Origin of the sequence: Chromobacterium sp. LK11 (assembly GCF_001043705.1) — a bacterium.
In the GTDB taxonomy this organism is placed as follows: domain Bacteria; phylum Pseudomonadota; class Gammaproteobacteria; order Burkholderiales; family Chromobacteriaceae; genus Chromobacterium; species Chromobacterium alkanivorans.
Genome location: NZ_LDUR01000020.1, coordinates 82,077 through 102,166, shown reverse-complemented (window position 1 = coordinate 102,166; position 20,090 = coordinate 82,077). Strand labels below are relative to the sequence as shown.

Genomic DNA, 20,090 nt, shown 5'->3' with positions numbered 1-20,090 from the left:
TAAACGCCAGGCGGCATCGCCGTTGTCTGTTTATTTTTTAGGTTTTGCGGCCTTGCTTGCCGCCGGCTTGTCCGCAGGACTTTCCGGCGCTTTCGCCTGTTTCTCCGGCGCGATCTCGGTCAGCAACTGCTCCAGCAGCTTGCTGCGCGAGGCGATGTGGTGGTCGAAACGCCAGTCTTTCAGCAGGTCGATGGCGACGTCGAAATAACGCATGTCGATGTCGTAGAGCAGGCTGAGGTCGAAGGAGCGGCCCATTTCCAAGGCGGTCGCCAATTCCTTGAGCACCTGCATCTGCTGCGGGTCGTGTCCTTCTTCTATGAAACGGCGGATTTTCTTGGCGGCATTCATGGGGGAGGCTCCCTTGTTGGCAATGCGCCTATCTTAGCCAATGTCGCCGGGGCTGTAACTTGCATTGGCGCAAAGTAGAGTCGTTCCGCCGCCTTCCTCCCCTTTGGCCCCTAGCTCCTCTCTCGAATACCACCCAAAAGAACTATCTCGATTAGATCGTTTTTCTTTGCTCTTGCCCACGTCTGGAGAATGGGTTTCCCGGCGCGCGGGCAGTAAGGTGTGAGTATGGAGTTGGACTGGCCGGCCGCCTGGCCGCAGAGGGAGGAAAGATGACATCCGCGGCGTATAAGCAGTACTCGGTGCTGGCCGTCAGCACTTTTGCTTTCACCGTCTGTTTCATGGTGTGGATGATGATGGGCGTGGTGGGCATTCCGGTGAAGCAGCAACTGGGTCTGAACGAGACCGAGTTCGGCATTCTGGTGGCGATGCCGGTCTTGTCCGGCTCGTTGGTGCGAGTGCCGCTGGGCATCTGGACCGACCGCTACGGCGGCCGCATTGTCTTGTTCTTCCTGATGCTGAGCGCGGTGCTGCCGATTTATCTGATGGAGTACGCCTCCCAATACTGGCATTTCCTGCTGATCGGCCTGTTCATCGGCTTGGCCGGCGGCAGTTTTTCGGTGGGCACGCCCTATGTGGCGCGCTGGTTCGACGCGCGGCATCAGGGGATGGCGATGGGGGTGTTCGGGGCGGGCAACTCCGGCGCGGCGGTGAACAAATTCGTGGCGCCGGCCTTGATCGCGCTAGGCGGCTGGACGCTGGTGCCCCAGGTTTACGCCGGGGTGATGCTGGCCACGGCGCTGCTGTTCTGGTTTTGCAGCCATCACAATCCGGCGCATTTGAGCGGCGGCGGTCAGCGTTTCATCGATCAACTGAGGGTGATGCGCGATCCTCGGGTTTGGCGCTACTCGCAGTATTACTCGGTGGTGTTTGGCGGCTACGTGGGCTTGTCCTTGTGGCTGACCAAGTATTTTGTCGGCGAGTACGGCTTTGATATGAAAACCGCCGCTTTTCTCGCCGCCTGTTTTTCCTTGCCCGGCGGCGTATTGCGCGCGATCGGCGGCTGGATGTCGGACCGTTTCGGCGCGTATCGCACCACGTGGTGGGTGATGTGGGTGCTATGGGTTTGCTTCTTCATTCTGTCTTATCCGCAAACCGAGATGGTGGTGGCCACCGTCAAGGGGCCGTGGAGCCTGCATATCGGTTTGAACTCGGTGTTGTTCACCATGGTTTTGTTCATCGCCGGCGTGGCGATGGCGGTGGGCAAGGCTTCGGTGTTCAAGTTCATCGCCAATGATTTTCCCGACAACATCGGCGCGGTGTCCGGCGTGGTGGGTTTGGCCGGCGGCCTGGCGGGCTTTGTGTTGCCGATTCTGTTCGGCGCGCTGGTGGACCTGGCCGGGGTGCGTTCCAGTTGCTTCATGCTGCTGTACGGCACGGTTTGCGTCAGCCTGGTCTGGATGCATTACTCGTTCAAGCCGGTGGCCGAGCAGCGTTTGCGCCTGGCGGCTGCCGCCAGCCGTTGAGTTTGAGTTGCATGGCGGCGCGTTTAAGCGCCGCCGTTAAAAGATTGTCAAATAGCGCCGGTCCGGCCATGACCCGGGCCGACGGGGAGGATTGAGTCATGTCTTATGTCATCAAACGGTGGGAGCCGGAAAGCGCCGAGTTCTGGCAGCGGGAAGGCCAGAGCATTGCGCGGCGCAATTTGTGGATTTCGATTCCGTGTCTGACGCTGGCTTTCGTCATTTCGGTATTGTGGAGCGTGGTAACGCTGAACCTGCCGAACGCGGGCTTTAATTACACCAAGGATCAGCTGTTTTTGCTGACGGCCTTGCCCGCGCTGTCCGGCGCGACCTTGCGCATTTTTTACTCCTTCATGCCGTCGATTGTCGGCGGTCGCAAATGGACCACCTTGTCCACCGCCTCGTTGTTGATCCCGGCTTTGTGGTTGGGCTTTGCGGTGCAGGATCCGACGACGTCCTATCCGGTGATGCTGGCGATCGCCTTGCTTTGCGGCCTGGGCAGCGGCAATTTCGCCAGCTCGATGGCCAATATCGCTTACTTTTTCCCCAAGGCGCAGAAGGGCGCGGCCAACGGCTTGAACGCCGGCTTCGGCAACCTTGGGGTGTCCTTGGCCCAGTTCGTGATTCCGCTGGTGGTGACCGGCGGCATGTTCGGCGCCTTTGGCGGCGATGCGCAACATTATGTTAAAGACGGGGTGGAGAAGAGCCTGTGGCTGCAGAACGCCGGCTTTGTCTGGGTGCCCTTCATTATTGTGGCCACGGCGGCGGCCTGGTTCGGCATGAACGACTTGGCGGACGCCAAGGCTTCCTTCACCGAGCAGGCGGTGATTTTCCGTCGCAAGCATAATTGGCTGATGTGCTGGCTCTACATCGGCACTTTCGGCAGCTTCATCGGTTTTGCCGGCGCTTTCGCCTTGTTGACCAAGACCCAGTTCCCGGATGTGCCGGTGGCCAAGTTCGCTTTTATCGGCCCCCTGCTTGGCGCGCTGGTGCGCCCGATCGGCGGCGTGATTTCCGACAAGCTCGGCGGCGCGCGGGTGACTTTGTGGGTGTTCGCGGTGATGGCTCTGGCGGTGGTGGGGGTGCTGCACTTCCTGCCGGCGCATGACGCGGCCGGACAATTGAGCGGCGGCAGCTTTGCCGGTTTCTTCGCGATGTTCCTGCTGCTGTTCACCATGGCCGGCGTGGGCAATGGTTCGACTTATCGGATGATTCCGACCATCTTCACCACGGGGCGGCTGCGCGCGGCGGCCGGCCGCGGCGAAGAGGCGCGCAAGCAGGCCGAGGCGGACGGGGTCAAGGAATCGGCCGCGGCAGGCGGCTTCATCAGTGCCATCGGCGCCTATGGCGGCTATTTCATTCCGCAGAGCTTCGGCGCCTCGATGAAGGCGACCGGCGGCGCGGAGCCGGCCTTGCTGTGCTTCATCGTGTTTTATCTCAGCTGCATCGCCTTGTGCTGGTGGTTCTATGCGCGGAAGAATGCGGAAGTGAGTTGCTGATCCGCTGAAGACGGGTAGGCAAAAGGAGCGGCGGGGCGTCAAGGCGACGCGCCGCCGCTTTGTTCTTCATCAGGCGTTCAGGGCAGTTTGACGATGTAGTTGGGGCCGCCTTCCCGCGCTTTTTGCAGCGCTTCGTTCAAGCGCTCCAGCATGGGTTTGGGCGTGTTCTCGCTGCCGCGCAGAGCGCTGAGTCCGACGCAGGCGGCCGCCTTGCGCTCTTCTCCCTGGTAGACGAAGCTCAGCTGGCGCAGCGATTTGATCAGCCGGCGCGCCAGTTCGTTGGCGCCGCTGACCCCGGTATTGGGCAGCAGAATGATGAAGGCGTCGTCTTCGCGCTGGGCCACCAGGTCGCTGTCGCGCGTGCTTTGCAGGCACAGGCTGCCGGCCAGGCGCAGCAAGTGGCGGTGCGCCGAGCCTTCGTCAAGTTCCGGCATCGGCTCGGGCACGTTCATCAGGCTGAGGATCAGGCCGGAGACGGCGCCGCCGTAGCGGCGCGCGCGGCCGGTTTCGGCATGGGCGGCTGACAGCAGGCGGTGCATGCCGGCCACGCCGGTCAGCTTGTCGTCGTCGGTGAGCTTGTCTTCGGCGCGCAGGCTTTTCATCAGGCTGATCGAGCGCTCCACCAAGTTGCGCTCAAAATCCAGCAGCTGGCTCATCACCTTGGTTTCCGTACGGTCGCTGAAGCTGTAGACCAGCATGAGCGCGCCCTCCAGCTCCACCTCGCGCAGCGACATCTGCACCTCGAAGCGGCGCCCGCCGCTGGCTTGCAAGGTCAGCGAACGGTTGTAGATCATGCTGGTGCGGCGCAGTTCGCCGGCCAGCAGTTCGCCGTCGGCGGGGTCGGGCAGGAAGCGGGAGAAGGGTTGGCCGATCAGGTCGCCGTGCGGGGTGGCCAGCAGAATGGCGGCCAGCTGATTGGCGCTGACGATCTGGCCGTCGGCGGGAAGCGCGATGATCAAGGCGCCCTGTACGGTGTCGATCAGCGATTGAAAGGCTTGCAGTATCGCCATAGGGCTCTCCGTAAGTCGCGTGAGGCCGGCGAGTTCGCTCCTGGCGTGGCCAGGCGCGTAGCAGTGAGGCCGCTGGTCTTAAATGCGGCTGACAAAAACGCCGGGCGCCGCCTTGCTTCGGCTCGCCGTCTTGTCCGCGGCGCGCCTTGCCTTGGGCGTGAGGCTGATTTTTGTCCGCCGCTCTAAGTGTATTCCCTGAGTACAGATATTTCATGCCCAACTTGTTTGGAGGCGTTTGGCTCGCTCATCTTTGCCGGGAAATGGCTGCGCCTCCGCCGGAAATCAGAATTAATTGCCTGTGTACGCTGGAAATCGCCATCAATCATGGTAAATTCGTGTTTGTACGCAAAATACACTAGCGAGAACCGTAGCCCGTCGCCACCCCTGACGCGGCTTTCGGCCCGCCCACACGGCGGTTTTCTCTCCCTTGCCCGGCATGCCGGGTCCCTTCCGTTCGTTCCCGGGCTTCATGATCTGGCCTGGCGCGGGCCGCGCCTTGTCGGCGCAAAAACAGCACCTTTGCCGCTGCGGCGATCGCGTTTGGGCGCGGGCGTCGGTTTCGGCGATTCAAAAACAAATATTCGGACAAAGAAGCAGACTGCATCATGGCAAGATCACAATGGGGCTCGCGCCTCGGTTTCATCCTCGCCGCCGCCGGCTCGGCCATCGGGCTGGGGGCAATCTGGAAATTTCCCTATGTCGCCGCCACCAATGGCGGCGGCGCCTTCCTGTTCATTTATCTCGGCATTTGCCTGACGCTGGGCCTGGCGCTGATGCTGGCCGAAATGGCGCTGGGCCGCGCGTCCAAGGCCGGCGCCGTCGGCGCCTTCCGGCAACTGGCCGGCGGCGGCTGGCCCGTCATCGGCTATATGAGCGTCTTGGTGTGTTTTCTGATCCTGTCCTTCTATAGCGTGGTGGGCGGCTGGACCATCGCCTACATCGTCAAGGCGCTGGGCGGAGGGATCATGACCTCGGACGCCAAGACTCTGGGCGCCATCTTCAGCGGCTTCATCAGCGATCCGCTGGAGCCCATCGCTTATCACGCCGGCTTCGCCTTGCTGACGGTGTGGGTGGTGGCCGGCGGCGTGCAGAAGGGCATCGAGAACCTGTCGAAATTCCTGATGCCGGCCTTGTTCGTGCTGATGCTGGTGCTGATCGCCCGCGGCCTGACCCTGCCCGGCGCTTGGGAAGGCGTGAAGTATTTCGTGGCCCCGGACTTCTCCAAGGTCAGCAGCGCGATGCTGGTGGACGCGCTGGGCTTGGCCTTCTTCTCGCTGTCGCTGGGCCTGGGCATCATGATCACTTACGGCTCTTACGTCAGCAAGGAATCCAATCTGCTGGGCTCTGCCCTCTGGGTGATCGCGCTGACGGTGGCCACTTGCTTCCTGGCTGGATTGATGGTGTTGCCGGCGGTGTTCGCCTTCGGCTTCGATCCGTCGGCCGGCCCGGGCCTGACCTTCATCACCATGCCGGCGGTGTTCGCCCATCTGCCGCTGGGGCAGCTGTTCGCGGTGATGTTCTTCTGCCTGCTGCTGCTGGCGGCGTTGACGTCTTCGGTGTCCCTGCTGGAGGTGGTGACCAGCTTCGCTATGGACGAGTTCGGTCTCAAGCGCACCCAGTCCGCCTGGGCGATGACGCTGGGCATTTTCCTGCTGGGCATCCCGGCGTCGCTGTCGCTGGGCGTGTGGAGCGAGTACCAGCTGTTCGGCATGAGCTTTTTCGACTTGCTGGATTATCTGACTTCCAAGCTGCTGATGCCGGTAGGCGAACTGCTGCTGGCCCTGTTCGTCGGCTGGAAAGCCTGGCCGGTGGTGCGCCGCGAACTGAGCGGCGACGGCGCCGGACGCGGCATGCGTCTGATGCGAGGTTTTTGCATGGCGATGGCGCCGGCCTTGATAGGCTGGATCATGATCGCCAGCTTGCGCGCGGCCTGATCGCCTCCTCCTCTTCTCAACCCGCCGCCTTTCGCGGCGGGTTTTTCTTTGCGCGCGGGTTTCCTCGGCGCCAGCCTCATGCCGCTGTGTTCGCCTTGTTCAGCCATTGCCTATAGTTAGAGCGGTTGGACCGCCGCGCAAGGCACTGCGCTCCGGCGGTTCTTGATCCACGGCTTGCAAACAGGATACCCGATGCACTTCCGTCTGAAGCTGGTGCACAAGCTGGCCTTGTTGATCGCTCCGCTGGTGCTGCTCTTGTTGTGCGGAGCGCTGTGGTTTGCCTTTACGCAGTGGCGGACGGTCCAGGCTTTGCAGCGCGATCAGGCCCTGGTGGACGATGTGCAGCAAGTGGGCGAGCTGATTCACGCGCTGCAGATCGAGCGCGGGCTGAGCAACCGTTATCTGAACGAGCATAAGCCGATGCCGGCAGCCCTGCCGCGGCAAAAAGCGCTGGCCGACGCGTTGTTGATCCGCTTGCGTCGGCAACCCGCAGACGAACTATCGCGCAAGGCGAGCTTGTTTCTCTCTCAGCAGCTGCCGGCGGCGGAACTGCTCGCCACCTTGCGCCGCGACGTGGCGCAGCGCCATATTTCGCCGTTGCCGGCGTTTGAGCGCTACACCGAAATCATCGAGCGGCTCTCCAAGATCATCACCCTGTTCTATTCGCAAAGCGAGGATGTGCGCGCCTTGGTGCAGCAATGGGCCGCCTTGCATTGCCAGACGGAGTACACCGGCCGCGCGCGCGGCCTGATCGGCGGGGTGCTGGCGGTGGGCAGTTTCAATATCAACGAATTCCGCCTGGCCAGCGGCATGGTGTCGCAGGAGGCCTTGTGCCGCAGCCTGTACCGGCAGAACGACGGCGACGAGCGCTTGCTGGCCCAGGCGATGGACGCGAGCGGCGCGTACGAAGCGCTGCGCGACGCGGTATTGGCGCGCGGACCCGGCGCGATGCAGAGCTTGCCGAGCGAGGAGTGGTTCGCGGTGGCGAGCCGGCGCATCGACGCCTTGCTGGAAGTGCAGAACGCGGTGCTGGCCCGGATTCACGACGCGTTGGCGCAGCAGCAGTCGGCCGCGCGCTGGCAAAGCTGGCTGGCGCTGGCGGTGCTGGCCGGGGTGTTGCTGCCCATCGCCGCGGCCTTGCTGCTGGCGCGCAGCATACTGCGAACCTTGGGCGCGGAGCCGGACGAGGTGGCGCAGGGCATGCGCGAGCTGGCCGGCGGTCAACTGGATTTCCGGCTGCGGCTGGCCTCGTCGGACGAGGACAGCCTGGCCGCGCACATCCGCCAGATGGGGCGAAAGCTGAGCGGGGTGATCGGGCAAGTGCAGCAGGACGCGGACGCGGTGGCCAACGCCGCTTTGCAATTGAACAGCGCCTCGCAGGGTTTGTCCGACAGCGCCTGCCGCACTTCCTCCGATATCGAGCAGACCAGCCACGCGGTGGACGAGATCGCCGGCCAGATGTTCGCGATGGCCCGCGACGCCAGCCGCAGCGGCGACGTGGCCAGCGAGGCCGCGCGCCAGGCGGAGGAGGGGCGCCGGGTGGTCGGCGAAACCATAGAGGCGATGCATGTGATCGCCCAGCGCACCGACATCATCGACGACATCGCCTATCAAACCAATTTGCTGGCGCTCAACGCCGCCATCGAGGCGGCGCGCGCCGGCGAACTGGGCAAGGGTTTCGCCGTGGTGGCGGACGAGGTGCGCAAGCTGGCGATGCGCAGCCAGACCGCGGCCAAGGAGATAGGCCAGGTGGCGGCGGGCAGCGTGCGTCTGGCGGAGGAGGCGGGCAAGAGCCTGAGCGCCATTGTCGAGTCCAGCCAGCAAACCCGGCAACTGGTGCGGGACATTTCCAAGGAGGCCGTGGCCCAAGCGCAGCACGTGGGCGGCATCAACCAGGTGATGCAGGGCCTGAGCCAGCTGTCCCAGGGCAACGCCGCCGCCAGCGAGCAATTGTCGGCGGCGGCGCAGGAAGTGTCGCAGCGCGCCGGCAGCCTGCGCCGGCAGATGGCCTATTTCCGCCGGCCAACGGACGTTTAACGCACTTCGCGCATATCGTCGCGCTGGACGCGCAGCCGCACCGGCGCGCCGTCGGCCAGCAAGTCCGCCGGATTGCGGTTCAGCCGGTCCACCTGCAGCAGCGCGCCGGCGCTTTCCACCTGGTAGCGGACGACGTTGCCCAGCAGTTGGCGTTGCCTCACCACCGCCGGCAGGCTGTCCGTTTCCGCGCTGTCGCCGGGCAGCAACTGAATGGACTCGGGGCGGATCGCCAGATGGCCCTGGATCTCCAGGCCGAACAGCGCCCGGCTGTCGCCGGCGGATAGCAGATTGTAGTTGCCCATGAAGCGGGCGACGAACTCGGTGGCCGGCTGGGTGTAGATGGTTTCGGCGGCGCCCTCCTGCTCCACCTTGCCCTGGTTCATCACGAAGATGCGGTCCGACAGGGTCAGCGCTTCCTCCTGGTCATGGGTCACGAAAACGGTGGTCAGCCCCAGCCTGCGCTGAATGTCGCGAATCTGCTCGCGCAGATTCTTGCGGATGCGCGCGTCCAGCGCCGACAGCGGTTCGTCCAGCAGCAGGATGCGCGGCTCCACCACCAGCGCGCGCGCCAGCGCCACCCGCTGGCGTTGGCCGCCGGAAAGCTGATGCGGGTAGTGATCTTCCTTGCCGGACAGCTCCACCAAGGCCAGCGCGTCCGCCACCTTGCGGCGGATGTCGGCGGCGGAGCGCTTTTGCATCTTCAGGCCGAAGGCGATGTTCTCGCCGGCGCTCATATTGGGAAACAGCGCATAGCTTTGAAACACCATGCCGATGCCGCGCTTTTGCGGCGCGCAAGCGGTGATGTCCTCGTCCTGCAGGCGGATGGCGCCGCCGCTGGGCGTTTCGAAGCCGGCGATCATGCGCAGCACCGTGGTCTTGCCACAGCCGGACGGGCCCAGGAAGGTGACGAACTCGCCGGCTTCCACCCGCATATTGAAGTCGTGCACCACCGTGTGCTGACCGTAGCGCTTGTTGAGATGCCGGATATCCAGGTATGCCATTATGGGTTCTCTCTTATTCGGCGGCCGTCGCCTCGCGCAGCGCGCGGCGGTGACGGCCGGCCACCTGCAGCAGGCCCATGGCCGCCCAGGTGATCAAAAAGGCGATGATGGCCAGCGCCGCCGGCTCGTAAGCGCGGTTGGCGCCGATCAACTGTAGATAAGGTCCGAAGGCCGGCCGCGCCAGCAGGCTGGCCATGGTGAATTCGCCGATGACGATGGCGAAGGTCAGAAACGCGCCGGACAACAGCGCGGACTGGATATTGGGGAAGATCACTCGCAGCAGGATCACTCGCCAGCCGCCGCCCAGGCTTTGCGCCGCCTCGGCCAGCGAGCGCACGTCGATGGCGGACAGGCCGGCGTCGATGGAACGGTACAGATAGGGCAGCGCCAGCGTCACATAGCTGCAGACCAGCAAGAGATCGGTGCCGCGCTCGCTGCCGGTCAAGGGCAGCCAGGCGTCGCTGCCGAACAGGCGCAGATAGCCGAACACGATGACGATGGCCGGAATCACCAGCGGCAGCAGGGTGATGAACTCCACCAGCGGGCGCAGCCGCGGCAGCTTGAGCTGGATCCAGAACGCGGTGGGCGCCACCAGCAGGATGCCGATGACGATGGTGAACAGGGCCATCAGCGCGGAATAGGCGAAGCTTTGCTGAAAGCCGGGATCCTGCAGCACCAGCTTGTAGGCTTCCAGGCTGTAGCCCTCGCGCAGCATCTTCAGGCTGAATTCGAAGGTGGCCAACAGCGGCAGCAGGAAGTACAGGCCGCCGGCGACGACGGCGATCCAGGCGCCCAGCCGCGACGACGGTCTGTGAACGGGCTGGTGTTTCATGTCCGGCTCCTTTCCGCGCGGCCGCGCAGCCAGATATAGGCGGCGTTGGACAGGCCGGTGACCACGATCATGCCCAGCGCCAGCGCGTAGCCCAGGTTCTGGTCGTGCAGCACGTCGCCGCGGATTTGCGCGTAAAGCAGGATGGTGACGATGTTGAGCGAACTGCCGGTCAGCGCGTAGGCGGTGGCCACCGCGCCGAAGGCGTTGGCGAACAGCAGCAGCGCCGCGCCCAGGATGCTGGGCCACAGCACCGGCAGCGCGATGCGGCTCCAGTAGGCGAAGGCGGAACCGCCCAGGCTGTCGCAGGCCTCGCGCCATTCGGTCTTGAGGCCGTCTATGGCCGGGCTGACGATCAGCACCATCAGCGGAATCTGGAAGTACAGATAAGTCAGGGTCAGGCCGCTGAAGCTGAGGATGCTGAAACCGCCGGCGTAGAGGTCGAAATCCAGATAGCGGCGAAGCAGCACCGTCACCAGGCCCATGCGGCCCAGCGTGGCCAGGAAGGCGAAGGCCAGCGGCACGCCAGCGAAGTTGGACGCCACGCCGGAAAAGGTGGCCAGCGTCGGGCGGATCCAGCCCGGCAGCCGACCGCGGATCGCGGCCAGGGCCAGCAAGAGGCCGAAGGCCGCGCCCAGCAGCGCCGAAGCCGCGCTGATCTGCAGGCTGATCTTGTAGGCGTCGAGAATCGCCGGCTCGAACAGCCGCGCGATATTGTTCAGCGTGAAATGGCCGTCGGCGTCCTGAAAGGCGCCCAGCAGCAAGCGGGCGGTGGGCAGCAGCAGGAACAGCAGCGCGAACAGGAAGAACGGCGCCACGCCCAGCCAGGACAGCGAGACGAAGCCGCCGCCGGAGCGGCGCGGCGACGCCGGGCCGGAGCGGCCGGAGAGGGAGTCGGAAGATGCGGACATGAGGGCGTGTTTCCAAAGAGAACCCGCGCGCGGCGAAGCCGCCGCGCGCCAAGGGAGAGAAGCCGGTTTACTTCACATTGCTGCCGACTACGCCGTCCCACTGCTTGGTGATCACCGCCTTGTACGCCTCTTGCTGCTCCAGCGTCGGGAACAAGGCCTTCTTATAGGCGGCGGCGTCCGGCATCCGGCTTAGCAAGTCCTGCGGGATTTTCTTGCGCGCGGCCAGATCGTTGAAGCGGGTGGGGTGGCAATAGCCCTTGAGCCAGGCCAGCTGGCCCTCGTCGGAGAACAGGTATTCCTGCCACAGCTTGGCGGCGTTGGGGTGCGGCGCGTAGGCGCTGATGCCCTGGGCGTAAACGCCGGCCACCACGCCGCTCTTGGGCACCACCACCTCCACCTTGGGGTTGCCCTTCAGGGTGTCGCGGTCGGCCAAGGCGTTGTAGTCCCAGCGGATCACGATGGGAGTGCTGCCCTGGGCCAGCGAGGCCGCCTTGCCGATCACCGGCACGAAGTTGCCGCTCTTGTTCAGTTGGGCGAAGAATTTGAGGCCGGCGTCGGCGGCCTTGGCCACATTGCCCTTGGACTGGGACAGGCCGGCGGCGAACACGCCCTGGATCGCCTGGTTGGCGGCGCGCGGGTCGCCGGCCAGCGCCACCGCGTTCTTGTATTCCGGCTTCAGCAGGTCGCTCCAGTCGGTGGGCGTTTTGCTGACCAGATCCTTGTTCACCTCAAACGCCAGCACGCCGTAGTAATCGCCGTACCAATAGCCGTCCTTGTCCTTGACGCTGTCCGGAATGGTTTTCCAGTTGGACACCTTGTAGGGTTGCAGCAGGCCGGCGGCCTTGGCTTGCGGGCCGAAGGACAGGCCTACGTCGATCACGTCCGGCGCCTGCGGGCCCTTATTGCTCTTGTTGGCCTTGATCGCCTCCAGTTCGTCGGCGGAGCCGGCGTCCGGATTCAGCTCGTTAACCTTGATGCCGTATTTGGCCTTGAAGCCGGCGATCACGCCGCCGTAGCCGCACCAGTCGTGAGGCAGGGCGATCACGTTCAGCTCGCCTTCCTTCTTGGCGGCCTGGATCAGCGCGTTCAGGTTGTCGGCGAAAGCGGTGTTGGCCAGCAGGGCCAGCGCGCCCAGCACGGCGCAGCGCAACGGTGTATTCATGGCATCCATCCCTTTGGACTAGGTCAAATAAAAGCGATGCTGATGGTATTCCGCGGAGATGACATTCCGGTTTACGTCGCATGGCAATTTGATTGCGGATCGGTGACGAATCGTCGCGACGCGGCGCCTCCGCGCGGCGGACGCTTCATTTCCTTGTCATTTTTGCTTGGTAAAAAGCCGGCGGAGACCTGATAGCTGGACTAGTCCTGATGACTGAACCGAAACCGCTTTCCCAGGCCGCGCGCATCCGCGCCGCCTTATTGCAGCAAATCGACGGCGGCCTGCTGCGGCCGGGCGGCCGGCTGCCGTCGGAGCGCGCGCTGGCCGAGTTGTTCGCCACCACCCGCATCACCCTGAAGGAAGCGCTGGGCGTGCTGGAGGCCGAAGGGCGGGTGTACCGCGAAGAACGGCGCGGCTGGTTCGTCGCCTTTCCCAGGCTGGAGTACGCGCCGCTCCACTGCAACCATTTCCAGCGCATGGCCGACGCCCAGCAACGCACGGCGGAAACCCGGCTTTTGGGCGTGGAGACCGTGCTGGCTTCGCCCGAGCTGTGCCGGGCGCTGGAAGTGCCGCCCTTGAGCTCCTTGTGGAAAATTCGCCGCCAGCGCAGCCTGGACGGACGGGTGGCGCTGTACGTGGAGCACTTTCTGCGCCCGGAGCGCTTCCCGGACATCCAGGGGCAGGACCTGAGCCGGTCGCTGACCGAGCTGTATCGCCGCCGCTACGGCATCGAGTACGCGGCCGCGGTTTTCGACATTTTGCCGGCGGCGGCCCAGGGCCGGGTGGCGCAGGCGCTGATGCTGGCCGAGGGCAGCCCCATCTTGCTGGTCCGCCGGGTGAATCGCGACGCCGCCGGCGCGACGCTGGACTGCGATTACGAGTACTGGCGACACGACGCGGTGCGTTTGCGCGTGGACAGTCCTGCCGCGGCGGCGGCGAATTGAGCTACCATCGCGGCATTGGACACTGTTTGCAGGAGATCGCATGAGCCGCGTTTTAGTGTTGTACACCGGTGGCACCATAGGCATGACCGAAACCCCGGACGGCCTGGCGCCGTCGCCGGGCTTGCTGCCCGGCCTGCTGGAGCGCTTCCGCCGCCCCGGCCTGGATTTCGACGTGGTCGAATTCGAAGAGTTGATCGACTCCTCCGCCATCGAGCCGCGTCACTGGAACCGCATCATCGCCGCGCTGGCCGAGCGCTACGGCGACTACGACGGCTTCGTCGTCATCCACGGCACCGACACCATGGCCTATACCGCCGGCGTGCTGGCCTTCGCCTTGCGCGGTCTGGCCAAGCCGGTGGTGCTGACCGGCGCGCAATTGCCGTTGCTGCATCCGCGCTCCGACGGCTGGAACAATGTCGCCGACGCCCTGGAGGCCGCCTGCCAGCCGGAGCTGCGCGAAGTCGTCATCGCCTTCGACCGCCTGCTGCTGCGCGGCAGCCGCGCGCGCAAGCTGGACGTCGAGCAGTTCGCCGGTTTCGGCTCGCCCAACGCCGAGCCGCTGGCCCGTTTCGCCATTCACCCGCATTGGAACCAGGCCGCCTGGCTGCCGGCGCAAGGAGAATTTCAGCCGAAGGCGCTGCGCGAAGACCTGAATATCGCCTGCCTGTTTCTGAGCCCGGGGCAGGGCGCGGCGCTGGCCGGCCGCCTGATGGCGGACCCGATGCTGGACGCGGCGGTGCTGATGAGCTACGGCAGCGGCAACGCGCCGGCCGATCCGGCGCTGCTGGCCGGCGTGAAGGCCTTGACCGCGCGCGGCGGCGCGGTGCTCAACATCACCCAGGCGCCGCGGGGCGCGGTGGAGGTGGGCGCTTACGCCGCCAGCCAGCCGCTGGCGCGCGCCGGCGCGGTGGCCGGGGCGGACCTGACGCCGGAAGCGGCGCTGGCCAAGCTGCACGTGTTGCTGTCCGCCGGCCTGAGCGGCCCGCAACTGGCGGCGCAGTTGGCCCGGCCCTTGCGCGGTGAGATGAGCGCGCATTAAGACACTATGCGTCACCCAGGCTGCTCATTTTTTGAGCGGCCTTTTTTTGTGCCGATTTTTCATGGCCTTGCCGTGCTTGTCCACAGCTCGCCCACACGGCTTTACACCTTGGATGTGGGCAAACGGAAAAGTGGACGCCGTGGCGGCGGAACGGCGATGGAGGGCGTCTCGGCATGCCGTTGTCTTGATTCGGCGCGGATTTTCGCTCAAAAAATAAGCGGATGAAAATGCGCTTGACGGAACAAGGACTTGGCGTGTTTATCCACAATTGTCCCACATGGCTTTTCACGCTGGATGTGGGTAAACCACGAGCTTGCTTATTTTTTGAGCGAAACAATCAAATCCATTTTGCGGCAAGGGCTTAGCCGTCTTGTCCACAGCTGACGCACAGGGCTGTCCCCCTGACTTGTTGAGAACAGCGGCCCGACTGTTGATAGCGCGGCAAGCGGCGTATAATTGAACGCTTTTCCGCAATTCGAGAGCAGCAGGATGTCAGAGGGCGCGACGCGGCCGTTGAAGATCGCCATCGTGGGGCCGGAGTCCTGCGGCAAAACCACGCTGGCGCGCGCGCTGGCGGCGGCGCTGAACGCGGCCGGCATTGCCGCCGCCTGGGTGCCGGAATACGCGCGCGACTATTTCGCCGAGCGGCCGTACCGTTCCACGCCGGAAATCATCGAGGAAGTGGCGCGCGGACAGTTGGCGGCGGAACAGTCCTTGGCCGGCGACGTCCAAGTCTTGTTGTGCGACACCACCGCGCTGAATTGCAAGATCTGGAGCGAGGTGGCGCACGGGCATTGCAGTCCCGGCCTGCTGGATTTGTACCGACCCGGCGATTACGCGCTGACCCTGCTGGCCGAGCCGGACATCCCCTGGGAGCCGGACCCGCTGCGCAGCCATCCTACCCAGCGCGACTGGCTGTTCGGCCTCTACCGGCAGGCGCTGGAGGAGGCTGGCATTGCCGCGACGCGGGTGGGCGGCGCGCACGAGCGGCGCATGGCCCTGGCCTGGGCGGCGCTGGCGGCGATCTGGCCGGGCGAGCTGCCTAAATTTTGAGCGGAAAGAATAAAGCGCTGGAAATTCAGCAAATTGCCGCAATTATCCACAACAGGCCCACAAGCTTGTCCTGCCGCGGCGTGGATAGTTGTCGGCGATAGATTAAAAAATAAGCGACAGTAAAAAGGCGTGAAAAAAGAAGGCGCTGCGGTTCTTGTCCACAGCCCGCTCACAGCCCTGTCCCAATCGAGTGTGCAAAAATGAACGAAACCTTTGAATTGAGCGGCGAATACATCGCCTTGTGCGATCTGCTGAAAATCTGCAATGTCTGCGACTCCGGCGGCGCCGCCAAGCATTTCATCGCCGAAGGCAATGTGCGGGTGGACGGCCAGGTGGAACTGCGCAAGACCTGCAAGATCCGCGTGGGTCAGCAAGTCAGCGGCGAAGGCTTTACCATCTGCGTCGCGGCGCCATGAACGACGACGACTTCGACCCGCCGCCGGAAGCGCCCGAGCCCCCGCCGGACGACGCCTGCTGCGGCAGCGGCTGCGACCCGTGCATCTGGGACAGCTACAACGCGCTGATGACGGAATACCGCGCCAAACAGGCCGCCTGGGAGTTGCGCGAAGCCGCGCGCCAGGCCGCCGCCAACGGACAATGAGCATGGCCAGCATCGATCTGCATTTCCATTCCCACGCCTCCGACGGCGCCTTGCCGCCGGAGCAGGTGATCGCGCGCGCCGCCGAGCGCGAAGCCACGCTGGTGGCGCTGACCGACCACGACTGCACCCACGGCCTGGCCGCGGCGCGGGCCGAGGCGGCGCGGCAGGGCCTGGCCTTCCTCAACGGCGTCGAAGTCTCGGTCAGCTGGGGCAAGCACACCGTGCACATCGTCGGCCTGGGCATAGACCCGGAGCAGGCGACGCTGGCCGCCGGCCTGCAATCCATCCGCGACGGCCGCGTCAACCGCGCGCGGCAGATGTCGGACGAGCTGCTCAAGGTGGGCATCCAAGGCGCTTTCGACGGCGCGATGGCCTTGTGCGACAACCCGGAAATGATAGGCCGCACCCACTTCGCCCGCTTCCTGGTCAACAGCGGCCAGGTCAAGGACGTGCGCACCGTGTTCCGCAAATTCCTGACCCCGGGCAAGCCCGGCTACGTGGCGCACGAATGGGCCAGCCTGGAAGACGCGGTGGGCTGGATCCGCGCCGGCGGCGGCGAGGCGGTGATCGCCCATCCCGGCCGCTACGATATGGGCCGCACCCTGATAGAGCGGCTGATCAACGACTTCAAACAGGCCGGCGGCCGCGGCATCGAAGTGGCCAGCGGCAGCCACAGCCTGGACGATATGCACAAGTTCGCCTTGCTGGCGGACCGCCACGAGCTGTACTCCAGCGCCGGCAGCGATTTCCACGCGCCGGGCGAGGGCGGCCGCGACGTCGGCCGCACCGACGACCTGCCGCCCATCTGCAAACCCATCTGGAACGCGCTGGCCGCGCGCATCATCCGGCCCGCGGACCTGGCACAAGGCTGACCTCATGGCACAGTTTTTCATGATCCACCCGGACAATCCGCAGGCGAGGCTGGTGCGCGAAGCGGTGAAGATCCTGCGCGAGGGCGGGGTGGTGGTCTATCCCACCGACTCCTGTTACGCCTTGGGTTGCATGCTGGGCGATAAGCCGGCGATGGAACGCATCCTGGACATCCGCCAGCTGGACCTGCGCCACCACCTGACCCTGGTCTGCCACAATCTGTCCGAGCTGGCCAACTACGCCAAGGTGGACAACAGCCAGTTCCGCATGCTGAAAGCCGCCACCCCCGGCAGCTACACCTTCATCCTGCAAGCCACCCGCGAAGTGCCGCGCCGCACCCTGCATCCCAAGCGCTCCACCATCGGGCTGCGGGTGCCGGACCACAAAGTGGCGCTGGCCCTGCTGGAAGAGCTGGGCGAACCCATCCTGTCCTGTACCCTGATGCTGCCCGGCGACGAGGAGCCGCTGACCGATCCCTATGAAATCCGTGAGAGGCTGGAGCACGCGGTGGACGCGGTGATAGACGGCGGCTGGTGCGGCACCGAGCCCACCACCGTGATCGACATGACCGAGGGCGTGGAGCTGCTGCGCCGCGGCAAGGGCGACCCGGCGCCGTTTGGTCTATAAACTCCGCTTTTGCCTCCCGACACCGTTTTCAACCCACAAGAGACATCATGGGCGACATTAACCTGATCCAGAAAATCACCATTTACGCGCTGCCGGTGTTGTTCGCCATCACCTTGCACGAGGCCGCCCACGCCTACGCCGCGCGACGCTTCGGCGACAGCACCGCCTATATGATGGGACGGATGACGCTGAACCCGCTCAAGCACATCGACCCGATCGGCACCGTGTTGCTGCCGTTGTTGTCGGTGACGCTGGGCGGCTTCATCTTTGGCTGGGCCAAGCCGGTGCCGGTCAACTTCGGCGCGCTGCGCAAGCCGCGCGAACACGGCCGCCTGGTGGCCGCCGCCGGCCCGGCCGCCAATCTGCTGATGACCCTGCTGTGGGTGCTGCTGTTCAAGCTGGCCATTGGCATGGACACCAGCTACAGCGAACCGCTGATGCTGATGAGCCAGGCCGGCATCGGCATCAACATCTCGCTGATGCTGCTCAATCTGCTGCCCATCCTGCCGCTGGACGGCGGCCGCATCGTGGAAAGCTTCCTGCCGCCGGGCATGGCCTGGAAGTATTCCAGGCTGGAGCCTTACGGCATGTGGGTGCTGCTGGCCTTGATCGCCACCGGCTTGCTGACCACCATTTTGCGGCCATTCTACGGCCTGATGTACGGGCTGGTGCGCGCGCTGATTTAAGGCCTAGGTTCGCTCCAATCCTGACGCGCCGGAATTCGTTTCCGGCGCTGTCGCGCTTATTCTCTGAAACGGAATTCAAACATGTTCGCCAACCGCATTCTCTCCGGCATGCGCCCCACCGGCAGCCTGCACCTTGGCCACTACCACGGCGTGATCAAGAACTGGGTGCAGCTGCAAAGCACCCATGACTGTTACTTCATGGTGGCGGACTGGCACGCGCTGACCACCAATTACGACGACGTCTCCATCATCGGCAAGAGCGTCTGGGACATGGTGATAGACTGGCTGGCCGCCGGCGTGGACCCGGAACAGGCCACCGTTTTCATCCAGTCCAAAGTGCCGCAGCACGCGGAACTGCATCTGGCGCTGTCCATGGTGACCCCGCTGTCCTGGCTGGAGCGCGTGCCCACCTACAAGGACCAGATCGAAAAACTGTCCACCAAGGACCTGGGCACTTACGGCTTCCTCGGCTACCCGCTGCTGCAGGCCGCCGACATCCTGATCTACAAGGCCGGCCTGGTGCCGGTGGGCGAAGACCAGGTGCCGCATATCGAGCTGACCCGCGAAGTGGCGCGCCGCTTCAACAATCTGTTCGGCCGCGAGCCCAACTTCGAGGAATTGGCCCGCGCCGCGGTGAAGAAGATAGGCAAGGCCGGCAAGGAGTTCGACCGCCTGCGCACCGCCTATCTGCAAGACGGCAACGCCGAGGCGCTGGCCGGCGCGCGCGAAATCCTGGCCGCCAGCCAGAACCTGGGCGCGGCGGACCGCGAGCGCCTGTTCGGTTGGCTGGAGAACAAGGGCAAGAGCATTCTGGCCGAATGCGAGGCGATGCTGACCGAGGCGTCCAAGATGCCGGGCCTGGACGGTCAGAAAATGTCCAAGTCCTACGGCAACACCATCACCATGCGCGAAGACCCGGCCACCGTCACCAAAAAAGTGCGGGCGATGCCGACCGATCCGGCGCGGGTGCGCCGCACCGATCCGGGCAGCCCGGACAAATGCCCGGTATGGCAGCTGCACCAGGTGTACAGCGACGCCGACACCCGCGAATGGGTGAAGCAGGGCTGTACCAGCGCCGGCATCGGTTGCTTGGACTGCAAGCAACCGGTGATCGACGGCGTACTCCGCGAACAGCAGCCGATGTTTGAACGCGCCGAGCAGTATCTGAGCAATCCCAAGCTGGTCAAGGAAGTGGTGGCCGCCGGCAACGCCAAGGCCGAGCAAGTGGCGCGCGCCACCATGCAGGACGTCAAGGAGGCGATGGGGCTGGGTTACTGAGCGCCTTCGTCAGGATGAATGGGAAACGCCCGGCTTGCCGGGCGTTTTTCTTGGCATGGCGGACGCCGGCGGCGCCTTGCTTGGGGTGCGTGGGCGTCTCAATAGCGCGCCGGCCTGGCGTGGCAGGCGGCGAGTATTCCGCCGCGGGAAAGCTTGAGCCGTCGTTTGGCGACAAACGGCGGCTTTTTGCATCGGTTTGGCAACGCTGCTCAGGGCGACGCTCAGCGGAGCGTAAGCTGCTTGCTAGACAAAAGCCTGGCACACATCCACCCAGTCGGCCTGGGTGATGTGGTGCAGCTGCTGCGGCGACAAGCGCACCGCGCTGTGGACCGCGCCGGCGGCCGGCAGCACTTCGTCGTAAGCTTGCAAGGACACGTCCAGGTAGACGGGCAGCTCGGTGGCGAGGCCGAACGGGCAGACGCCGCCCACCGGGTGGCCGGTGATGGCCTCCACCTCGTCCGGCGGCAGCATCTTGCCCTTGCCGAAGGCGTCCTTGAACTTGCGGTTGTCGATGCGGGCGTCGCCGCGCGCGACCAGGATCACGTCGCGGCCGTCGTTAAGGCGGAAGGCCAGAGTCTTGGCGATGCGGCCGGGCTCCACGTCGTGGGCGGCGGCGGCTTCCGCCACGGTGGCGGTGCTGACGTCCAGTTCTATGATGGGGATGTCCAGCTGACGGGCGGCGAAAAACGCCTGGACGGACGCTAAGCTCATGGTGGCCTCAAAGCGAAAGGTGGAGCGTTT

20 protein-coding genes are annotated in these 20,090 nt (G+C 64.7%); 13 read left to right on the top strand and 7 right to left on the bottom strand.

Translation table 11 applies throughout. From position 1 onward, the window contains the following. Nucleotides 1-30 precede the first annotated feature (30 nt). Complete coding sequence (locus VK98_RS14015) at nucleotides 31-348, bottom strand: hypothetical protein (protein ID WP_048414619.1); 318 nt, start codon at nucleotides 346-348, stop codon at nucleotides 31-33. A gap of 269 nt (nucleotides 349-617) precedes the next feature. On the opposite strand from VK98_RS14015, the gene VK98_RS14010 reads away from it, so the two are divergent. Further along, nucleotides 618-1,871 carry a nitrate/nitrite transporter gene (locus VK98_RS14010; protein ID WP_048414618.1) on the top strand — a complete coding sequence of 418 codons (1,254 nt, stop codon included), beginning with the start codon at nucleotides 618-620 and terminating at the stop codon, nucleotides 1,869-1,871. A 98-nt stretch (nucleotides 1,872-1,969) separates the two neighbouring features. Continuing rightward, on the top strand, nucleotides 1,970-3,367 hold the full coding sequence (locus tag VK98_RS14005; protein ID WP_048414617.1) for a NarK family nitrate/nitrite MFS transporter: 1,398 nt from the start codon (nucleotides 1,970-1,972) through the stop codon (nucleotides 3,365-3,367). 77 nt (nucleotides 3,368-3,444) lie between these two features. Here VK98_RS14005 and VK98_RS14000 read toward each other — a convergent pair whose 3' ends face one another. Then, nucleotides 3,445-4,377 carry a PAS domain-containing protein gene (locus VK98_RS14000; protein WP_048414616.1) on the bottom strand — a complete coding sequence of 311 codons (933 nt, stop codon included), beginning with the start codon at nucleotides 4,375-4,377 and terminating at the stop codon, nucleotides 3,445-3,447. A 605-nt stretch (nucleotides 4,378-4,982) separates the two neighbouring features. Here VK98_RS14000 and VK98_RS13995 point away from each other — a divergent pair. Further along, complete coding sequence (locus VK98_RS13995; protein WP_048414615.1) at nucleotides 4,983-6,311, top strand: sodium-dependent transporter; 1,329 nt, start codon at nucleotides 4,983-4,985, stop codon at nucleotides 6,309-6,311. A gap of 192 nt (nucleotides 6,312-6,503) precedes the next feature. Then, the gene (locus tag VK98_RS22855; RefSeq protein ID WP_053077392.1) at nucleotides 6,504-8,348 is read left to right on the top strand and encodes a methyl-accepting chemotaxis protein; all 1,845 of its coding nucleotides are present in this window, start codon (nucleotides 6,504-6,506) and stop codon (nucleotides 8,346-8,348) included. Here VK98_RS22855 and VK98_RS13985 read toward each other — a convergent pair. From VK98_RS13985 to VK98_RS13970, 4 genes are all read right to left on the bottom strand, one after another. Then, the gene (locus VK98_RS13985) at nucleotides 8,345-9,349 is read right to left on the bottom strand and encodes an ABC transporter ATP-binding protein (RefSeq protein WP_048414614.1); all 1,005 of its coding nucleotides are present in this window, start codon (nucleotides 9,347-9,349) and stop codon (nucleotides 8,345-8,347) included. The two genes, VK98_RS22855 and VK98_RS13985, sit on opposite strands and share 4 nt — an antisense overlap. A 13-nt stretch (nucleotides 9,350-9,362) precedes the next feature. Further along, nucleotides 9,363-10,181: an ABC transporter permease gene (locus VK98_RS13980; protein ID WP_048414613.1), complete on the bottom strand. Its 819-nt coding sequence runs from the start codon at nucleotides 10,179-10,181 to the stop codon at nucleotides 9,363-9,365. Then, nucleotides 10,178-11,089, bottom strand: a complete 912-nt coding sequence (locus tag VK98_RS13975; RefSeq protein WP_048414612.1) for an ABC transporter permease subunit — start codon at nucleotides 11,087-11,089, stop codon at nucleotides 10,178-10,180. Before VK98_RS13975 ends, VK98_RS13980 begins: the two co-directional genes overlap by 4 nt. 67 nt (nucleotides 11,090-11,156) lie before the next feature. Next, on the bottom strand, nucleotides 11,157-12,251 hold the full coding sequence (locus tag VK98_RS13970; RefSeq protein WP_048414632.1) for an ABC transporter substrate-binding protein: 1,095 nt from the start codon (nucleotides 12,249-12,251) through the stop codon (nucleotides 11,157-11,159). 209 nt (nucleotides 12,252-12,460) lie between these two features. On the opposite strand from VK98_RS13970, the gene VK98_RS13965 reads away from it, so the two are divergent. The 9 genes from VK98_RS13965 to VK98_RS13925 all read left to right on the top strand — a co-directional run bounded on the left by VK98_RS13965 (nucleotide 12,461) and on the right by VK98_RS13925 (nucleotide 19,349). Continuing rightward, entirely contained in the window at nucleotides 12,461-13,195 is a 735-nt protein-coding gene (locus tag VK98_RS13965) for a UTRA domain-containing protein (protein ID WP_048414611.1), read from the top strand. Nucleotides 13,196-13,235: 40 nt separating this feature from the next. Further along, nucleotides 13,236-14,234 carry an asparaginase gene (locus VK98_RS13960; RefSeq protein WP_048414610.1) on the top strand — a complete coding sequence of 333 codons (999 nt, stop codon included), beginning with the start codon at nucleotides 13,236-13,238 and terminating at the stop codon, nucleotides 14,232-14,234. A gap of 489 nt (nucleotides 14,235-14,723) precedes the next feature. After that, nucleotides 14,724-15,287 (top strand): AAA family ATPase, encoded by a 564-nt coding sequence (locus VK98_RS13955; RefSeq protein WP_048414609.1) that lies wholly within the window; start codon nucleotides 14,724-14,726, stop codon nucleotides 15,285-15,287. Nucleotides 15,288-15,487: 200 nt separating this feature from the next. Beyond that, nucleotides 15,488-15,703, top strand: a complete 216-nt coding sequence (locus VK98_RS13950) for an RNA-binding S4 domain-containing protein (RefSeq protein ID WP_048414608.1) — start codon at nucleotides 15,488-15,490, stop codon at nucleotides 15,701-15,703. After that, nucleotides 15,700-15,888, top strand: a complete 189-nt coding sequence (locus VK98_RS13945; RefSeq protein WP_048414607.1) for an oxidoreductase-like domain-containing protein — start codon at nucleotides 15,700-15,702, stop codon at nucleotides 15,886-15,888. Before VK98_RS13950 ends, VK98_RS13945 begins: the two co-directional genes overlap by 4 nt. A 2-nt stretch (nucleotides 15,889-15,890) precedes the next feature. Beyond that, on the top strand, nucleotides 15,891-16,760 hold the full coding sequence (locus VK98_RS13940) for a 3',5'-nucleoside bisphosphate phosphatase (RefSeq protein WP_048414606.1): 870 nt from the start codon (nucleotides 15,891-15,893) through the stop codon (nucleotides 16,758-16,760). Between the two features lie 4 nt (nucleotides 16,761-16,764). Beyond that, nucleotides 16,765-17,385, top strand: a complete 621-nt coding sequence (locus VK98_RS13935; protein WP_048414605.1) for an L-threonylcarbamoyladenylate synthase — start codon at nucleotides 16,765-16,767, stop codon at nucleotides 17,383-17,385. 47 nt (nucleotides 17,386-17,432) lie between these two features. Beyond that, the gene (locus VK98_RS13930; RefSeq protein WP_048414604.1) at nucleotides 17,433-18,071 is read left to right on the top strand and encodes a site-2 protease family protein; all 639 of its coding nucleotides are present in this window, start codon (nucleotides 17,433-17,435) and stop codon (nucleotides 18,069-18,071) included. 81 nt (nucleotides 18,072-18,152) lie between these two features. Continuing rightward, a complete protein-coding gene (locus VK98_RS13925; RefSeq protein ID WP_048414603.1) occupies nucleotides 18,153-19,349 on the top strand; it encodes a tryptophan--tRNA ligase in 1,197 nt (398 codons plus the stop codon). Between the two features lie 243 nt (nucleotides 19,350-19,592). On the opposite strand, the gene VK98_RS13920 is transcribed toward VK98_RS13925, so the two are convergent. Beyond that, nucleotides 19,593-20,060 (bottom strand): YbaK/EbsC family protein, encoded by a 468-nt coding sequence (locus VK98_RS13920; protein ID WP_048414602.1) that lies wholly within the window; start codon nucleotides 20,058-20,060, stop codon nucleotides 19,593-19,595. Nucleotides 20,061-20,090 lie beyond the last annotated feature (30 nt).